Annotated in this window: 15 protein-coding genes; 12 read left to right on the top strand and 3 right to left on the bottom strand. The window is 69.9% G+C overall.

Translation table 11 applies throughout. The features are described from left to right. The first annotated feature begins 16 nt into the window (after positions 1-16). From HL658_RS04010 to HL658_RS04035, 6 genes are all read left to right on the top strand, one after another. Complete coding sequence (locus HL658_RS04010; protein WP_180280567.1) at positions 17-934, top strand: ABC transporter permease subunit; 918 nt, start codon at positions 17-19, stop codon at positions 932-934. Positions 935-938: 4 nt separating this feature from the next. Beyond that, positions 939-2612, top strand: coding sequence for a high-affinity branched-chain amino acid ABC transporter permease LivM (gene livM / locus HL658_RS04015; RefSeq protein ID WP_180280568.1), 1674 nt, complete (start codon positions 939-941; stop codon positions 2610-2612). Further along, positions 2609-3502 (top strand): ABC transporter ATP-binding protein, encoded by an 894-nt coding sequence (locus HL658_RS04020; RefSeq protein WP_281378657.1) that lies wholly within the window; start codon positions 2609-2611, stop codon positions 3500-3502. The genes livM and HL658_RS04020 overlap by 4 nt, the downstream gene beginning before the upstream one ends. A gap of 3 nt (positions 3503-3505) precedes the next feature. Further along, on the top strand, positions 3506-4216 hold the full coding sequence (locus tag HL658_RS04025) for an ABC transporter ATP-binding protein (protein ID WP_180280569.1): 711 nt from the start codon (positions 3506-3508) through the stop codon (positions 4214-4216). Then, positions 4216-4575, top strand: coding sequence for a DUF6867 family protein (locus HL658_RS04030; protein ID WP_180280570.1), 360 nt, complete (start codon positions 4216-4218; stop codon positions 4573-4575). The genes HL658_RS04025 and HL658_RS04030 overlap by 1 nt, the downstream gene beginning before the upstream one ends. Before the next feature lie 166 nt (positions 4576-4741). Then, a complete protein-coding gene (locus HL658_RS04035) occupies positions 4742-5842 on the top strand; it encodes a branched-chain amino acid ABC transporter substrate-binding protein (protein WP_180280571.1) in 1101 nt (366 codons plus the stop codon). Between the two features lie 87 nt (positions 5843-5929). Here the strand turns inward: HL658_RS04035 and HL658_RS04040 are convergent, their stop codons facing one another. Then, the gene (locus HL658_RS04040; RefSeq protein WP_180280572.1) at positions 5930-6163 is read right to left on the bottom strand and encodes a hypothetical protein; all 234 of its coding nucleotides are present in this window, start codon (positions 6161-6163) and stop codon (positions 5930-5932) included. Between the two features lie 237 nt (positions 6164-6400). Here HL658_RS04040 and HL658_RS04045 point away from each other — a divergent pair, with 237 nt between their 5' ends. Continuing rightward, positions 6401-6610 carry a hypothetical protein gene (locus HL658_RS04045; RefSeq protein ID WP_180280573.1) on the top strand — a complete coding sequence of 70 codons (210 nt, stop codon included), beginning with the start codon at positions 6401-6403 and terminating at the stop codon, positions 6608-6610. 9 nt (positions 6611-6619) lie between these two features. Here the strand turns inward: HL658_RS04045 and HL658_RS04050 are convergent, their stop codons facing one another. Next, positions 6620-7672 (bottom strand): MBL fold metallo-hydrolase, encoded by a 1053-nt coding sequence (locus tag HL658_RS04050; RefSeq protein ID WP_180280574.1) that lies wholly within the window; start codon positions 7670-7672, stop codon positions 6620-6622. A 95-nt stretch (positions 7673-7767) separates the two neighbouring features. Here HL658_RS04050 and HL658_RS04055 point away from each other — a divergent pair, with 95 nt between their 5' ends. From HL658_RS04055 to HL658_RS04065, 3 genes are all read left to right on the top strand, one after another. Beyond that, positions 7768-8427, top strand: coding sequence for a TIGR04283 family arsenosugar biosynthesis glycosyltransferase (locus HL658_RS04055; RefSeq protein WP_180280575.1), 660 nt, complete (start codon positions 7768-7770; stop codon positions 8425-8427). Next, on the top strand, positions 8424-9026 hold the full coding sequence (locus HL658_RS04060; protein WP_180280576.1) for a TIGR04282 family arsenosugar biosynthesis glycosyltransferase: 603 nt from the start codon (positions 8424-8426) through the stop codon (positions 9024-9026). Before HL658_RS04055 ends, HL658_RS04060 begins: the two co-directional genes overlap by 4 nt. 88 nt (positions 9027-9114) lie before the next feature. After that, on the top strand, positions 9115-10308 hold the full coding sequence (locus HL658_RS04065) for an ABC transporter substrate-binding protein (RefSeq protein WP_180280577.1): 1194 nt from the start codon (positions 9115-9117) through the stop codon (positions 10306-10308). Here HL658_RS04065 and HL658_RS37945 read toward each other — a convergent pair. Further along, positions 10293-11348 (bottom strand): SPASM domain-containing protein, encoded by a 1056-nt coding sequence (locus HL658_RS37945; RefSeq protein WP_180280578.1) that lies wholly within the window; start codon positions 11346-11348, stop codon positions 10293-10295. The genes HL658_RS04065 and HL658_RS37945 overlap by 16 nt on opposite strands. A 101-nt stretch (positions 11349-11449) precedes the next feature. Here HL658_RS37945 and HL658_RS04075 point away from each other — a divergent pair, with 101 nt between their 5' ends. Both HL658_RS04075 and HL658_RS04080 read left to right on the top strand, forming a co-directional pair. Next, positions 11450-13189, top strand: coding sequence for an ABC transporter permease (locus HL658_RS04075; protein ID WP_343054998.1), 1740 nt, complete (start codon positions 11450-11452; stop codon positions 13187-13189). Further along, complete coding sequence (locus tag HL658_RS04080) at positions 13186-13839, top strand: ATP-binding cassette domain-containing protein (protein WP_180280579.1); 654 nt, start codon at positions 13186-13188, stop codon at positions 13837-13839. The genes HL658_RS04075 and HL658_RS04080 overlap by 4 nt, the downstream gene beginning before the upstream one ends. Positions 13840-13857: the final 18 nt, after the last annotated feature.

Consider the following 13857-nt stretch of genomic DNA (forward strand, 5'->3'; position numbering starts at 1 on the left):
TCCGGGGGGCGAACTGATGGAATATTTCCTCCAACAATTGATCAACGGCCTGACGCTGGGCGCCATTTATGGCCTCATCGCGATCGGCTACACGATGGTGTACGGCATCATCGGCATGATCAATTTCGCCCACGGCGAAATCTACATGATCGGCGCCTTCATCGCGGTGATCACCTTCCTGGTCCTGGGAACGGTGGGGATCACCTGGGTGCCGCTGATGCTGCTGGTCGTGCTGATCATGGCGATGCTCTTCACCGCCGTCTATGGCTGGACGATCGAGCGCATCGCCTACCGGCCCTTGCGCAATTCGCCGCGGCTGGCGCCGCTGATCTCGGCGATCGGCATGTCGATCTTCCTGCAGAACTACGTCCAGCTTCTCCAGGGCGCGCGGGTGAAGCCGTTGCCGCCGGTGGTGCCGGGCGGCTTCTCGCTGATGGAGCGGGCCGACGGATTCGTGGTCCAGATCAGCTACCTCCAGCTCACCATCATCCTGCTGACCGTGGCGCTGATGTACGGCTTCACGCAGATCATCCAGCGCACCGAACTCGGCCGCGCCCAGCGCGCGTGCGAGCAGGACAAGACGATGGCCGGGCTGCTGGGCGTCAATGTCGACCGCACCATCTCGCTCACCTTCGTGATGGGGGCGGCGCTGGCGGCGGTGGCGGGCGTGATGGTCACGCTCTATTACGGCGTGATCGATTTCTACATCGGGTTCCTGGCGGGGGTGAAAGCCTTCACCGCGGCGGTGCTGGGCGGCATCGGGTCGCTGCCGGGCGCCATGCTGGGCGGGCTGTTCATCGGCCTGATCGAGGCCTTCTGGTCCGCCTACTTCACCATCGAGTACAAGGATGTGGCGACCTTCTCCATCCTCGTGCTGGTTTTGATCTTCCGCCCGTCCGGTCTGCTCGGCCGGCCGGAAATCGAGAAGGTGTGAGGCCATGACCGCGATTTCCGAGTCCGCCGCCGGGCGGGCGCTTCCCTGGCCGTCCATGCTGCGGGAGTCCGGCCTCGCCGCCTTCGTGGCACTGCTCCTCACCGTTCCGCTGGTGGGCTTCCGCACCGTCGACCGCCCGACCGGGCTGGGCATCAGCACCCGCTTCGACGAGGTTCTGGCGGCCGCAGCGCTGGTCTTCATCGGCCGCCTGGGCCTTTGCCTGGTCAACGAGGGCCGGGCCTTGCTGGTGATGGTGCTGTCGATCCTGGCGCTCGCCGTCTCCGCCTTCGTGGGCTTCCCGACGGAGGCCTTGAAGGTGATCGCGATGGGCGGCGCCTTCGTCATCAGCCTGCGCGCCGCGATGAAGATCAACGGCGACGCCGCCATCACGCTGGCCGCGGTGTATGTGGCGCTGTTCCTCGGCCCATGGCTGCAACTCGGCGGCGGGGTGACGCTGTGGCTGGTTGCCAAATCCGTCATCGCAGCGGCCGCCCTGGCGGTGGCCGTCTGGCGCGGCCTCCACGCCTGGAGGAAGCACGGGGCGCCGGTGTCGCTGGCCGACCGTGACAAGGCGATGGACCGCATCGCCGTCAAGGTGCAGCAGGCCTCGCGCTTCCTCGGACCGGTCGGCATCGCCTTTGCGCTGATCTTCCCGTTCCTGCCCATTGCCGACCGGGTCAGCATCGACATCGGCATCCTGCTGCTCACCTACATCATGCTGGGCTGGGGGTTGAACATCGTGGTCGGGCTGGCCGGCCTGCTCGACCTCGGCTATGTGGCCTTCTATGCGGTGGGCGCCTACTCCTACGCGCTTCTGGCGACCTATTTCGGCTGGGGTTTCTGGATATGCCTGCCGCTGGCGGGGGTGCTGGCGGCGCTGTCCGGCGTGCTGCTGGGCTTTCCGGTGCTGCGGCTGCGCGGCGACTATTTCGCCATCGTGACGCTGGGCTTCGGCGAGATCATCCGCGTCATCCTGATCAACTGGTACCAGTTCACCGGCGGACCCAACGGCATCAGCGGCATCCCGCGCCCCAGCTTCTTCGGACTGGCGGAGTTCAACCGCAACCCCACCGGTGGCCTCCCCTCCTTCCACGAGATGTTCGGGCTGGAGTTCAGCTCCCTGCATCGCATCATCTTCCTTTATTACCTGATCCTGGCGCTGGCGCTGGTCGTGAACCTGTTCACGCTGCGCGTCCGCAAGCTGCCCATGGGCCGCGCCTGGGAGGCGTTGCGCGAGGATGACATCGCCTGCTCCTCGCTGGGCATCAACCGGACGAACATGAAGCTCGGGGCCTTCGCCATCGCGGCCATGTTCGGCGGCTTCGCCGGCTCCTTCTTCGCCACGCGGCAGGGCTTCATCAGTCCGGAGAGCTTCACCTTCATCGAGTCCGCGATCATCCTCGCCATCGTGGTGCTGGGCGGCATGGGCAGCCAGGTCGGTGTGGTGGTCGCCACCTTCATCGTCATCGGCCTGCCGGAGATGTTCCGCGAGCTGGAGCAGTACCGCATGGTCGCCTTCGGCATGGGCATGGTGCTGATCATGCTCTGGCGCCCGCGCGGGCTGCTGGCGCACCGTGATCCGACCATCCGTCTGCAAGGCTACGGGGGCGGCGGCACGCCCGCCGCCGGCACCGCGGCCGCGGGCGGCGAAGCCATCGCCGGCGGGAGGGCGAAATGACCGACGCCATCATGACGACGGCCGCCTTGCCGCTGCCGAACGCCACCACCCCGCTGCTGGCGGTGGAGCACCTGACCATGCGCTTCGGCGGTCTGGTCGCCGTCAACGACGTGTCCTTCGCCGCGGCGAACCGGCAGATCACCGCGGTGATCGGCCCGAACGGCGCCGGCAAGACCACGCTGTTCAATTGTCTGACCGGCTTCTACTCGCCCACCATCGGGCGGCTGACGCTGCGGCATCCGGACGGCAAGACCTTCCTGCTGGAGCAGATGCCGGGCTACCGCATCTCGCAGAAGGCCAGCGTCGCCCGCACCTTCCAGAACATCCGCCTGTTCGGTGGCATGAGCGTGCTGGAAAACCTGATGGTCGCCCAGCACAACAAGCTCCAGAACGCGTCGGGCTTCACCATCGCCGGGCTGCTCGGCCTGCCGTCCTACCGGAAGGCCGAGCAGCAGGCGGTGGACCTCGCCCGCTACTGGCTGTCGCGGGTGCGGTTGCTGGATTACGCCGACTGGCAGGCGGGCAATCTGCCCTACGGCGCCCAGCGCCGGCTGGAGATCGCGCGCGCCATGTGCACGGAGCCGGTGCTGCTGTGCCTGGACGAGCCGGCGGCCGGTCTGAACCCGCGCGAATCGGGCGAGCTGGCCGATCTGCTGACCTTCATCCGCGACGAGCACGGCATCGGCGTGCTGCTGATCGAGCATGACATGAGCGTGGTCATGAGCATTTCCGACCATGTGGTCGTGCTGGATTACGGCAGGAAGATCGCCGACGGCACCCCGCACGAGGTGAAGAACGACCCCGCTGTCATCCGAGCCTATCTGGGCGAGGAGGAGGACGAGGAGCTGCCGCCCGAAGTGGCGAAGGATCTGGAAGGGAAGGGGGTCTGATCCATGCTGACGGTATCGGGCGTCCACACCTTCTACGGCGCCATCGAGGCGCTGAAGGGCGTCGATCTGGAGGTCTCTGCCGGCGAGATCGTGACGCTGATCGGCGCCAACGGCGCCGGCAAGTCCACGCTGCTGATGACCATCTGCGGCAACCCGCCGGCGCGCGCCGGCCGCGTGATCTTCGAGGGGGAGGACATCACCCGCCTTCCCACCTTCGAGATCGTGCGCCGCGGCATCGCGCAGAGCCCGGAGGGGCGGCGCATCTTCCCGCGCATGACGGTGCTGGAGAACCTGCAGATGGGTTCCATCTCCGCCAAGCCGGGCAGCTTCAACACCGAGCTGGAGCGGGTCTTCCACCTGTTCCCCCGCCTGAAGGAGCGCATCGACCAGCGCGCCGGTACCATGTCGGGTGGTGAGCAGCAGATGCTCGCCATCGGCCGCGCGCTGATGAGCCAGCCGCGCCTGCTCCTGCTGGACGAGCCGTCGCTGGGGCTTGCCCCGCTGGTGGTCCGGCAGATCTTCCAGGTGATCAAGGACATCAACCGCGAGCAGAAGATGACGGTGTTCATGGTCGAGCAGAACGCCTTCCACGCGCTGAAGCTGGCCCACCGCGGCTACGTCATGGTGACCGGCAAGATCACCATGTCCGGCACCGGGGCGGAGCTGCTGGCGAACGAGGAGGTGCGCGCCGCCTATCTGGAAGGGGGCCACTGATGGAGACCATCCTCGCTTCCTCGATCGCCGCCTTCATCGTGCTGACGGTGATCGTGTTCGGCGCCTGCGCCTTCCTCACCGGCCAGACGCTGGCGGAGGGGTGGAAGCCGGAGAGCACGCTCTACGGCTACATCGTCCTTCTGGGGCTGGGCGACCGCTTCCTGGTCTATGGCCTGTTCGGCGGGCCGCTGCTGTCGCTGCACGGATTCGTGGTGCACACGGCTTTCATCGCGGTGATCGCCGTGGTGACCTTCCGCATGGCACGGGCCCGGCGCATGGTCAGCCAGTATCCCTGGCTCTACGAGCGGTCGGGACCCTTCGGCTGGCGCGAGCGGCCGGGTGGCCGACTCGCCGAATAGCGATCGCCGCCGGCTTCGCGTGCGCTCTCCTCTCGCAGCGGGCCCGGTTCGCGGTATACTGGCACGGAACACGCCCGGCCGCTCGGGAGGATATCCATCGGCCGGCGGCGACGGTCCCCATCGGGACCGTCAGGCATCACACTGGACAGGGAGCACAAGCAAGACCATGCACATGAAGAAGACTCTCCTTGCTGCCGCGGCCGTCACGGCGCTGTTCTCCACCGCCGCCCGCGCCGACATCGCCGTCGCCACCGCCGGCCCGATCACCGGGCAGTACGCGTCCTTCGGCGAGCAGATGAAGAAGGGCATGGAGATGGCCGTCGCCGACATCAACGCGGCGGGCGGCCTCCTCGGCGAGAAGCTGAAGCTGGAAGTGGGCGACGACGCCTGCGACCCGAAGCAGGCGGTCGCCGTGGCGAACCAGCTCGCCAAGGCCGGCGTGAAGTTCGTGGCCGGGCATTTCTGCTCGGGCTCCTCGATCCCGGCCAGTCAGGTCTACAACGAGGAAGGCATCCTGCAGATGTCGCCGGCCTCGACCAACCCGAAGCTGACCGAGCAGGGGCTGAAGAACGTCTTCCGCGTCTGCGGCCGTGACGACCAGCAGGGCATGATCGCCGGCCAGTATCTGGCGAACACCTACAAGGGCAAGAACATCGCCATCCTTCACGACAAGTCGGCCTACGGCAAGGGTCTGGCCGACGAGACCCAGAAGGCGCTGAACGCCGCCGGCCTGAAGGAGAAGGTCTACGAGGCCTACACCGCCGGTGAAAAGGACTACTCCGCGCTGGTGTCCAAGCTGAAGCAGGAAGCGGTCGACGTCGTCTATGTCGGCGGCTACCACACCGAGGCCGGCCTGATCGCCCGCCAGATGAAGGATCAGGGCATGACCGCCCCGATCGTCTCCGGCGACGCGCTGGTCACCAACGAGTACTGGGCCATCACCGGTGCCGCCGGTGAAGGCACCATGATGACCTTCGGTCCCGACCCGCGCGAGAAGGCCGAGGCGAAGGCCGTCGTGGAGAAGTTCCGCAAGGCCGGCTACGAGCCGGAGGGCTACACCCTCTACACCTACGCCGCCATGCAGATTTACGCCGCCGCCGTGACCGAGGCCAAGTCGACCGACATGGCGAAGGTGGCCGCGGTGCTGGGCAAGAAGCAGTTCGACACCGTCATCGGCAAGATCGGCTTCGACGCCAAGGGCGACGTCACCTCGCCGGCCTATGTCTGGTACAAGTGGGCGAACGGCCAGTACGCGGAAGTGAAGTAACGGTGCGACCGGCGGGCGGTCGGGTGCCGCCCGCTTCCCACGGACCGGATGTGCGAAAGGCGGTGCTTGGCACCGCCTTTCGAATTTTCAGGATGCGGCCAAGGGACCACCGAATCCGGAGCTGCCCGGCGTCGCGGGAGCCGGCTTCGCCGCCAGTAGCTCCTCCGACGTGTGGAGCACGTCCCTCCAGAACGCGGCGGCCCGAAGGTTGTTCGCCGCGGTCAGTTCGACCAGCCGCACCCGGCTGATCCGCAATGCGGTTTCGCCCAGTTCATCAACCAGGCGAGTCGCGAGAAGGAGCACGTCGTGATCGGTCTTCATGCAGGTATGAACGCTACCCCAGGCCCCGTTGTTCCCGCAATGCATCGCAAGCAAGTCCAGCGTTTTCCGCGTCCAACCGCCGCACTTGTTGCGCCGCGGTAACAACAGTCGGGCCGACCAGCCATTCCGCATCAGGCTATCGCCAGCCTACGGGCGTTTCGTGTTTGATAGGAACGTTCATAGGGAGAAGACGGGTGTCACTGGGGTGCCCGTTCGGCATCTGTCGGAGGATTACCAATGCGCAGGAAGCGCGAAGTCATCGAAGGCCAGACGTTCCGGAAGCTCGGTCCGGGCGGTGGCCTGTGGGAGGTCGTCGCGATCCGCAAGGATGGTCTCGGCACGCAGCACGCCCAGATGCGGCGCGCCGACGATCCCAAGACGCTGAAAACCATTTCCGTGGCGACCCTGCTCGATCCCCAGTATTTCGAATGGGTGGCGGAGGGCTGAGCCACCCTCTCAGCCACGCGGGTCGGCCCTGCGCCGGTAGCGGTCGATCCCGTCGCTTCCCGTGGTCCGTTCCACCGCGCCGCGGTTCCGGAGGTGGTTGAGGTGCGCGATGGCCTCTCCCAGCGCGAACACGGTCTGGTGGGTGTCCAGCGGCCCTGGGAACATCGCGTCCGCCGCCTTGGCCGCCGTCACCGCGGTGGCGCACAGCGCCAGCGCCTCCTCCAACCGTTCCTCATGATGCGCCCGCAGCTCCGCCAGCCGAGCGTGCAGCCCCGTGAAGGGGCGGCCGTGCGAGGGCAGCACCAGCGTGTCCGCGGGCAGGGACTCGAAGGCGGCGAATCCGTCCAGGAAATCGGCCAGGGGATCGGCGTCCGGCTCGGTCGGCCAGACGGAGACGTTCGGGCTGATCCGCTCCAGCACCTGGTCGCCGGCGATCAGCACCGGTCGTTCGTGGCGAAACAGCGCGACCGGCTCCGGCGTGTGTCCGCCGCTGCCGATCATCCGCCAGGAGGCGCCGCCCAGTGTCAGACGGTCACCATGGCGCAACCGCTGCACCGTCGCCGGCACCGTGGGCACCGCGCGGGTATAGGATCCGCCATGGGCCAGCACTGCGTCCAACCGGTCACCGGTCAGGCCCGCGCGCCGGTAGAAGCCGGCGCAGGCCTCGGCCTGCCAGGCGCCGTCGTCGGCGCTGAGCGCGCGGGCGAACAGCCATTCAGTCAGGCTCGACACGAAGACCGCCCCGGTCTTTTCCACCAGCCAGCCGGCGAGGCCGATGTGGTCGGGGTGGAAATGGGTGGCGATGACGCGGTGAAGCGGCTTGCCGGACAGCGGACCGGCGAGCAGCGCCTCCCACGCGGCGCGCGTCCGCGGGTCGGATACGCCGGTGTCCACCACCGTCCAGCCGTCGCCGTCGTCGATCGCCCATCCGTTGACATGGTTGAGCCGGAAGGGCAGGGACAGCCTGATCCACAGCAGCCCGTCCTCCACCGCCCGCACCTCGCCATGCGCGGGCGGGCCTGCGGTCTCGGGAGCGTCGGGTGTGGGAAGAGCGGCGTCCATTTCGTTTGTCCAGCGGATTATCATGAAATCCCACATTGCGATATCCTTCGCGCCCGCACAACAGGCGCGTTGGCGGTCGCGGAACCCGGCACACCATGATCGGCGTGGTGGTCCCCTGCCTGAACGGCGCGGCAACCCTCGGTCGCACCCTCGACACCGTGGCGGGATTGCCGGTCGTCGTCTGCGATGGCGGCTCCGTGGACGACGGGCTGCGACTGGCGGAGGAGCGTGGCGCGCGCGTCCTGCGCACGCCGCGCGGTCGCGGGGTGCAACTCGCCGCAGGCGCGGACGCCATGGCCACGCCCTGGCTGCTGTTCCTGCACGCGGACACCCGGCTCTCCCCCGGCTGGCGCGACGTGGCCCACGGGTTTGCGGCTGATCCGGCCAACGCCGCACGGGCCGGCTATTTCCGCCTGCGCTTCGACTCGGACGCACCGGCCGCGCGGCGGGTCGAGCGGGCGGTGGCGTGGCGGTCGCGGGCGCTGGGCCTGCCCTACGGCGACCAGGGGCTGTTGATCGCGGCGGCCTTCTACCGGGCCATCGGCGGCTTCGCGCCGCTGCCGCTGATGGAGGATGTCGATCTGGCCCGGCGCATCGGGCGCCGACGTCTGGTGCCACTGGAGGCCGACGCCGTGACGTCCGCCGCCCGATACGAGCGCGACGGGTGGGTGCTGCGGCCGGCGCGCAACCTGCTGTGCCTGTCGCTCCACATGGCCGGCGTGCCGCCGCGCCTGATCCGGAGGATCTACGGTTGAGGCGCCGGCACCTGATCGTCTTCGCCCGGCAATCCAGGCTGGGGCGGGGTAAGACGCGGCTTGCCGCCGGGATCGGGCGGCTGGAGGCGTGGCGCTTTTCCCGCCTTGTCCTTGCCGCGCTGCTGCGGCGGCTGGGCGGCGACCCGCGCTGGACGCTGACGGTGGCGGTGGCACCCGACCGCGCCGCGGCGATGCGCGGCTGGCCGCCGGGGGCGGGGCGGCGGGTGGCGCAGGGTGGCGGCGATCTCGGGCGACGCATGGCGCGGGCGCTGGCGGCCCCGCCGCCGGGGCCGGCGGTGCTGGTCGGCAGCGACATTCCCGACATCAGGGCGCCTCACATTGTCGCCGCTTTCCGCGCGCTCGGCCGGCACGACGCGGTGTTCGGGCCGGCGGGCGACGGCGGTTATTGGCTGGTCGGGGTGAGGCGGCTGCGCGCCCTGCCGCGCGGGATGTTCGCGGGTGTCCGCTGGTCCTCCCCGCACGCGCTGGCGGACAGCGTCGCGAGCCTGCCGCGCCGGCACGCGGTGGGCCTCGTCGACACGCTGGACGACGTGGACGACGCGGCTGGCTGGCGGCGTTGGCGCGCGGGTTCACGGTGATGTGACGGCGCCGTGCCTGACCGGGGGTTGCCCGAACCGCCGGAACACGGACATGGTCTGCATCGGACGAACGGGCAGGGACGGGCCGATGCGGCGCTTCTTCATGGGTATCCTGACGGCGCTGGTGCTGATGGCCGGCAACGCCGCGGCCGAAGGCTGGAACGATACGCTGGCCGCGGCGCGCGGGCAGACCGTCTATTTCAACGCCTGGGGCGGCTCCACCAAGGCCAACGCCTACATCCAGTGGGCGGCCGGACAGGTGAAGGCCCGCCACGGCATCGAGCTGCGCCACGTCAAGGTGACCGACATTGCAGAAACCGTATCCCGCATCCTGGCGGAGAAAACGGCCGGGCGGTCGGAGGGGGGCTCCGTCGATCTCCTGTGGATCAACGGCGAGAATTTCGCGGCGATGAAGGCGCACGGCCTTCTGTACGGCCCCTTCACCGACCGGCTTCCCGGCTTCGCGCTGGTGGACACGGTGAACAAGCCGACCATCGTCGATTTCACCGTGCCGGTGGAGGGGATGGAGGCGCCGTGGGGCATGGCGCGATTCGTCTTTCTGCACGACACCGCCGTCCTTCCCGACCCGCCACGCAACATCGACGCGCTGCTGGCCTGGGCCAAGGCCAATCCGGGCCGCTTCACCTACCCGCAGCCGCCGCACTTCCTGGGATCCACCTTCCTGAAGCAGGCGCTCCACGCGCTGGCCGCCGACAAGGCGGCGCTGATGGCCCCGGCGACGGAGGGAACGTTCGCAATCGTGACGGCACCGCTGTGGCCCTGGCTGGACGCGTTGCACGCCGTGTCCTGGCGCGGCGGACGCGCCTTCCCATCCTCCGGCCCCGAACAGCGGCGGCTGCTCGCCGACGGGGAGGTCGATCTGTCCATGGCCTTCTCGACGCTGGAGGCGGCCAGCGCCATCGAGGAGGGGCAGCTTCCGAAGACAGCGCGGGTCTACGCGCTGGACGGCGGCACCATCGGCAACGCCAACTTCCTGGCGATCCCCTACAACGCCCGCGCCCGTGCGGCGGCGCTGGTGGTCATCGACTTCCTGCTGTCGCCGGAGGCGCAGGCCCGCAAGCAGGACGCGCGGCATTGGGGTTCCGACACCGTGCTCGACCTTGATCGGCTGTCGCCCGATCAGCGCGCCCTGTTCGACGCGGTGCCCAAGCACCCGGCCGCCCCGGCAGCCGGCAGCCTCGGACCCGCGCTGCCGGAGCCGCACCCGAGCTGGATGGAGCGGATCGAGGCCGAATGGCAGCGGCGCTATTCCCGCGGCTGAGCCGCGAGGTGGCGCCGGGCCCGGCGCTCCTCCGCGATGCGGTCGATCACCGGCCCCAGCACCTCCTCGTGGAAGCGGTCGCAGCCGATGCACAGGTTGCGGTAGGGCTGGCCGGTGGGCGTGGTGGTCTCGCAGGCCTCCAGATAGCGGTCGATGCTCCACCCGGCGGCCAGCCCCATCCGTTCCGGCCGGCCGGCGGAGATCGACTCGAAGGCCGGGTGGCCGGCGAGGCTGTCGAGGATCTCGGCCAGCGGCTCGTCGAGCAGGTTGCCGATGGCCTTGCGCGTCTTCATGCAGCAGGGATAGACGCGGCCGTCCGGCTCCACCGCCACCTCGGCCCCGGCCCATCCCTGGCGCAGAAAGCCTATGCCGCCCGACCACTGGCCGCAGAAATTGTCGGCCAGCGTCGCTGTGGACAACCCGTTCTGCCACGCCCGCCCGCGCGGCCAGATCTTGCCGATCCAGCTTTCCGGCGTGGCGCCGAAGAAGCCGAAGGACGGTCGCCCGTCACCGACGGCGGCGGAGCCCGCGATCATGCCCAGCCCCTCGAACAGCGCGGTCAGGCTGTCCTTCAGCGTCTCCTTCCGGCCGCCCTGCATGCCGACGTGGAAATCGTCCAGCCCCGACACCGACAGATGATCCATGCCGGCGTCCAGCAACTCGCGCAGGATCGGTTCGGTCACCAGATCGCCGGTGGTCTGCACCACCAGCCGCACCCCGCCGGTGGCGGCGTAGCGGGCGCGCAGCCGCCGCAGGGTGGGGTAGAGCACCCGCTCGCGGACGGGATCGACCAGCACGTCGCCGCCGGCCAGGATGATCCGTCCCATCTTCACCCGCGGCGCCCCGGCCTCGTCCACATCGCCGAGGTCGCGGTACAGCATGCTGTCGGGGAGATGCGCGATGATGCGCGGGGCGTTCTCCTCCGCCTCCCGCACCACGGCCTCGAGAGCGTCGCGCACATAGGGGCGGAAGCGGTCCTCGTAGCAATGGTCGCAGCGGCGGTGGCAGGCCCAGCACAGCACGTAATAGATCGACTCCACGTCGCATCCCCGGTTCGTTCCTCGGTGGCTCCCAAGGTAGGGCGGGCGAGGGGCCGGGGGAACCGGGGGGCCGGGTCACTTCGGCGTGAAAGGGGGGCGCGGTGATCGCTGCGCTGCGCGCGGCCCGCTGGGCGCTCGCCGGTCTTCCCCGCCCGTCGGTGGGGCTCGGGCTGTTCCCGGCGGTCACCGTCGTGGTCTTCCTCGGGCCGATCCTGGTGGGGCTGGTGGGCACGCTGCTCCCGTCCTTCGGCATCCTGCCGGCCCTTGGCGGGACCGAGCCGACGCTGAAACCGTGGCGCGACCTTCTGGCGGCGCCGGGCCTCACGGCCTCGATCCGGTTGACGCTCATCACCGGCGTGGCGGCGACGCTGATGTCCGTGGCGCTGGCCTTCGGGATCGCCGCGGCGTGGCACGGCAGCCGGTGGTTCGCCGTACTGCGGGGGGTGCTGCCGCCGCTGCTGGCGGTGCCGCACGCGGCCTTCGCCATCGGCTTCGCCTTCCTGGTGGCGCCCAGCGGCTGGATCGTCCGGCTGCTGTCGCCCTGGGCCACCGGCTGGACGCGCCCGCCGGACATCGCGCTGGTGCAGGACCCCTGGGGCATCGCCTACACGCTGGCGCTGGTCTGCAAAGAGGTGCCGTTCCTCGTCCTCGCCATCGCGGCGGCGCTCGGCCAGACCGGGGCGGACGGGCTGCTGCGCGCGGCCCGCAGCCTGGGTTACGGGCCGGTGGCGGCGTGGGTGAAGGTGGTGCTGCCGCTGGTCTACCGGCAGGTGCGGCTGCCGGTGCTGGCGGTGCTGGCCTATTCGCTGTCGGCGGTGGAACCGGCGCTGGTCCTGGCCCCGACCCTGCCGCCGCCGCTGACGCCGCTGGTCCTGCGCTGGTTCGCCGATCCGGATCTGGCGCTGCGCTTCCAGGCGGCGGCTGGCGCCGTGCTCCAATCGGGACTGGTGGGCGGAGCCATCCTGCTGTGGCTGGGTGGGGAGCGTGCGGTGGCCCTGATCGGCCGACGCTGGGCCTGTGCCGGCGGGCGCGGCGGGTCCGGGTGGGGGCTGCGCGCGGTGACCGCGGCCGGCATGGCGCTGGCGGTGCTGGCGGTGGCGGGATCGATCGCGGTGCTCGCCCTGTGGGCGTTGGCGCGCGGCTGGCGCTTCGCCGATCCGCTGCCGGCGGGCTGGACGCTCGACACCCTCGCCGCCGCGTGGCCGGGGCTGGCGGGGCCGGCGCTGAACACGCTGCTGATCGGTGCCGCGGCGGTCGGGGTGGGTCTCGTCCTTGTTGCCGGCTGCCTGGAGAACGGACGGCGGTTGCCGGCCGCCCTGGCAGGGCGGGCCCTGTGGCTCGTCTATCTGCCGCTGCTGGTGCCGTCGGTCGGCTTTCTTTTCGGCATCCAGGTGGTGCTGGTGGCGGCCGGTCTGGACGGGCGCTGGCCGGCGCTGGTGTGGGCGCATCTGCTGTATGTGCTTCCCTACATGTTCCTGGCGCTCGCCGATCCCTGGCGGGCGCTGGATGAGCGCTACGAGCGCAGCGCGCGGGCGCTGGGGGCCGGTCCCTGGCGCAGCTTCCTGCGGGTGCGGGTGCCGCTGCTGCTGCGCCCGCTGGCGACGGCGGCGGCCATCGGCTTTTCGGTCAGTGTGGCGCAGTATCTGCCGACGCTGTTCGCCGGCAGTGGCCGGGTGGCGACCTTGACGACGGAAGCGGTGGTGCTCGCCTCCGGTGCCGACCGGCGGGTGACCGCGGTCTACGCCTTTGCCCAGGCGCTGCTGCCGCTGCTGGCCTTCGCGGCGGCGGTCGGCGTGCCGGCCTGGATGCACCGCCGGCGGCGGGGGATGAGGACGGGATGAACGGAAGCCTGCGCATCGACGGGGTGTCGCTGGCCGTCGCCGGACAGCCGGTGATCGGCCCGCTGACGCTGGAGGTGGCGCCCGGCGCGGTGGTGACCCTGATGGGGCCGTCCGGCTGCGGCAAGTCGAGCCTGCTGGCCTTCATCTCCGGCTGCCTCGACCCGGCCTTCACGGCGCGTGGCCGGGTGCTGCTGGATGGCCGCGACCTGGAGGGGCTGCCGCCGGAGCGGCGGCGTGTTGGAACGCTGTTCCAGGATGATCTGCTGTTCCCGCACCTGTCGGTCGGCGGCAATCTCGCCTTCGGCCTGCCGGCTTCGGTGCGTGGCCGGCGGACGCGGGCGGAGCGGGTGGAGGCGGCGCTGGCCGACGCCGGGCTTGCTGGCTTCGCGGCGCGAGACCCCGCCACCCTGTCCGGCGGTCAGCGGGCGCGGGTGGCGCTGATGCGGACCCTGCTCGCCGAACCCGGGGCGCTGCTGCTGGACGAGCCGTTCGGCAAGCTCGACGCCGCCCTGCGCGACCAGATGCGCGCCTTCGTCTTCGCGCGGGCGCGGGCCGCCGGCGTGCCGACGCTGCTGGTCACGCATGACGCCGGCGATGCGGAGGCGGCGGGTGGGCCGGTCATCGTGTTGGAAAGCACAAGGGAAGTGTAAGCGACTCTGGCGCTTTGC

The sequence above is a fragment of the Azospirillum oleiclasticum genome (assembly GCF_013423485.1).
Taxonomy (GTDB): domain Bacteria; phylum Pseudomonadota; class Alphaproteobacteria; order Azospirillales; family Azospirillaceae; genus Azospirillum; species Azospirillum oleiclasticum.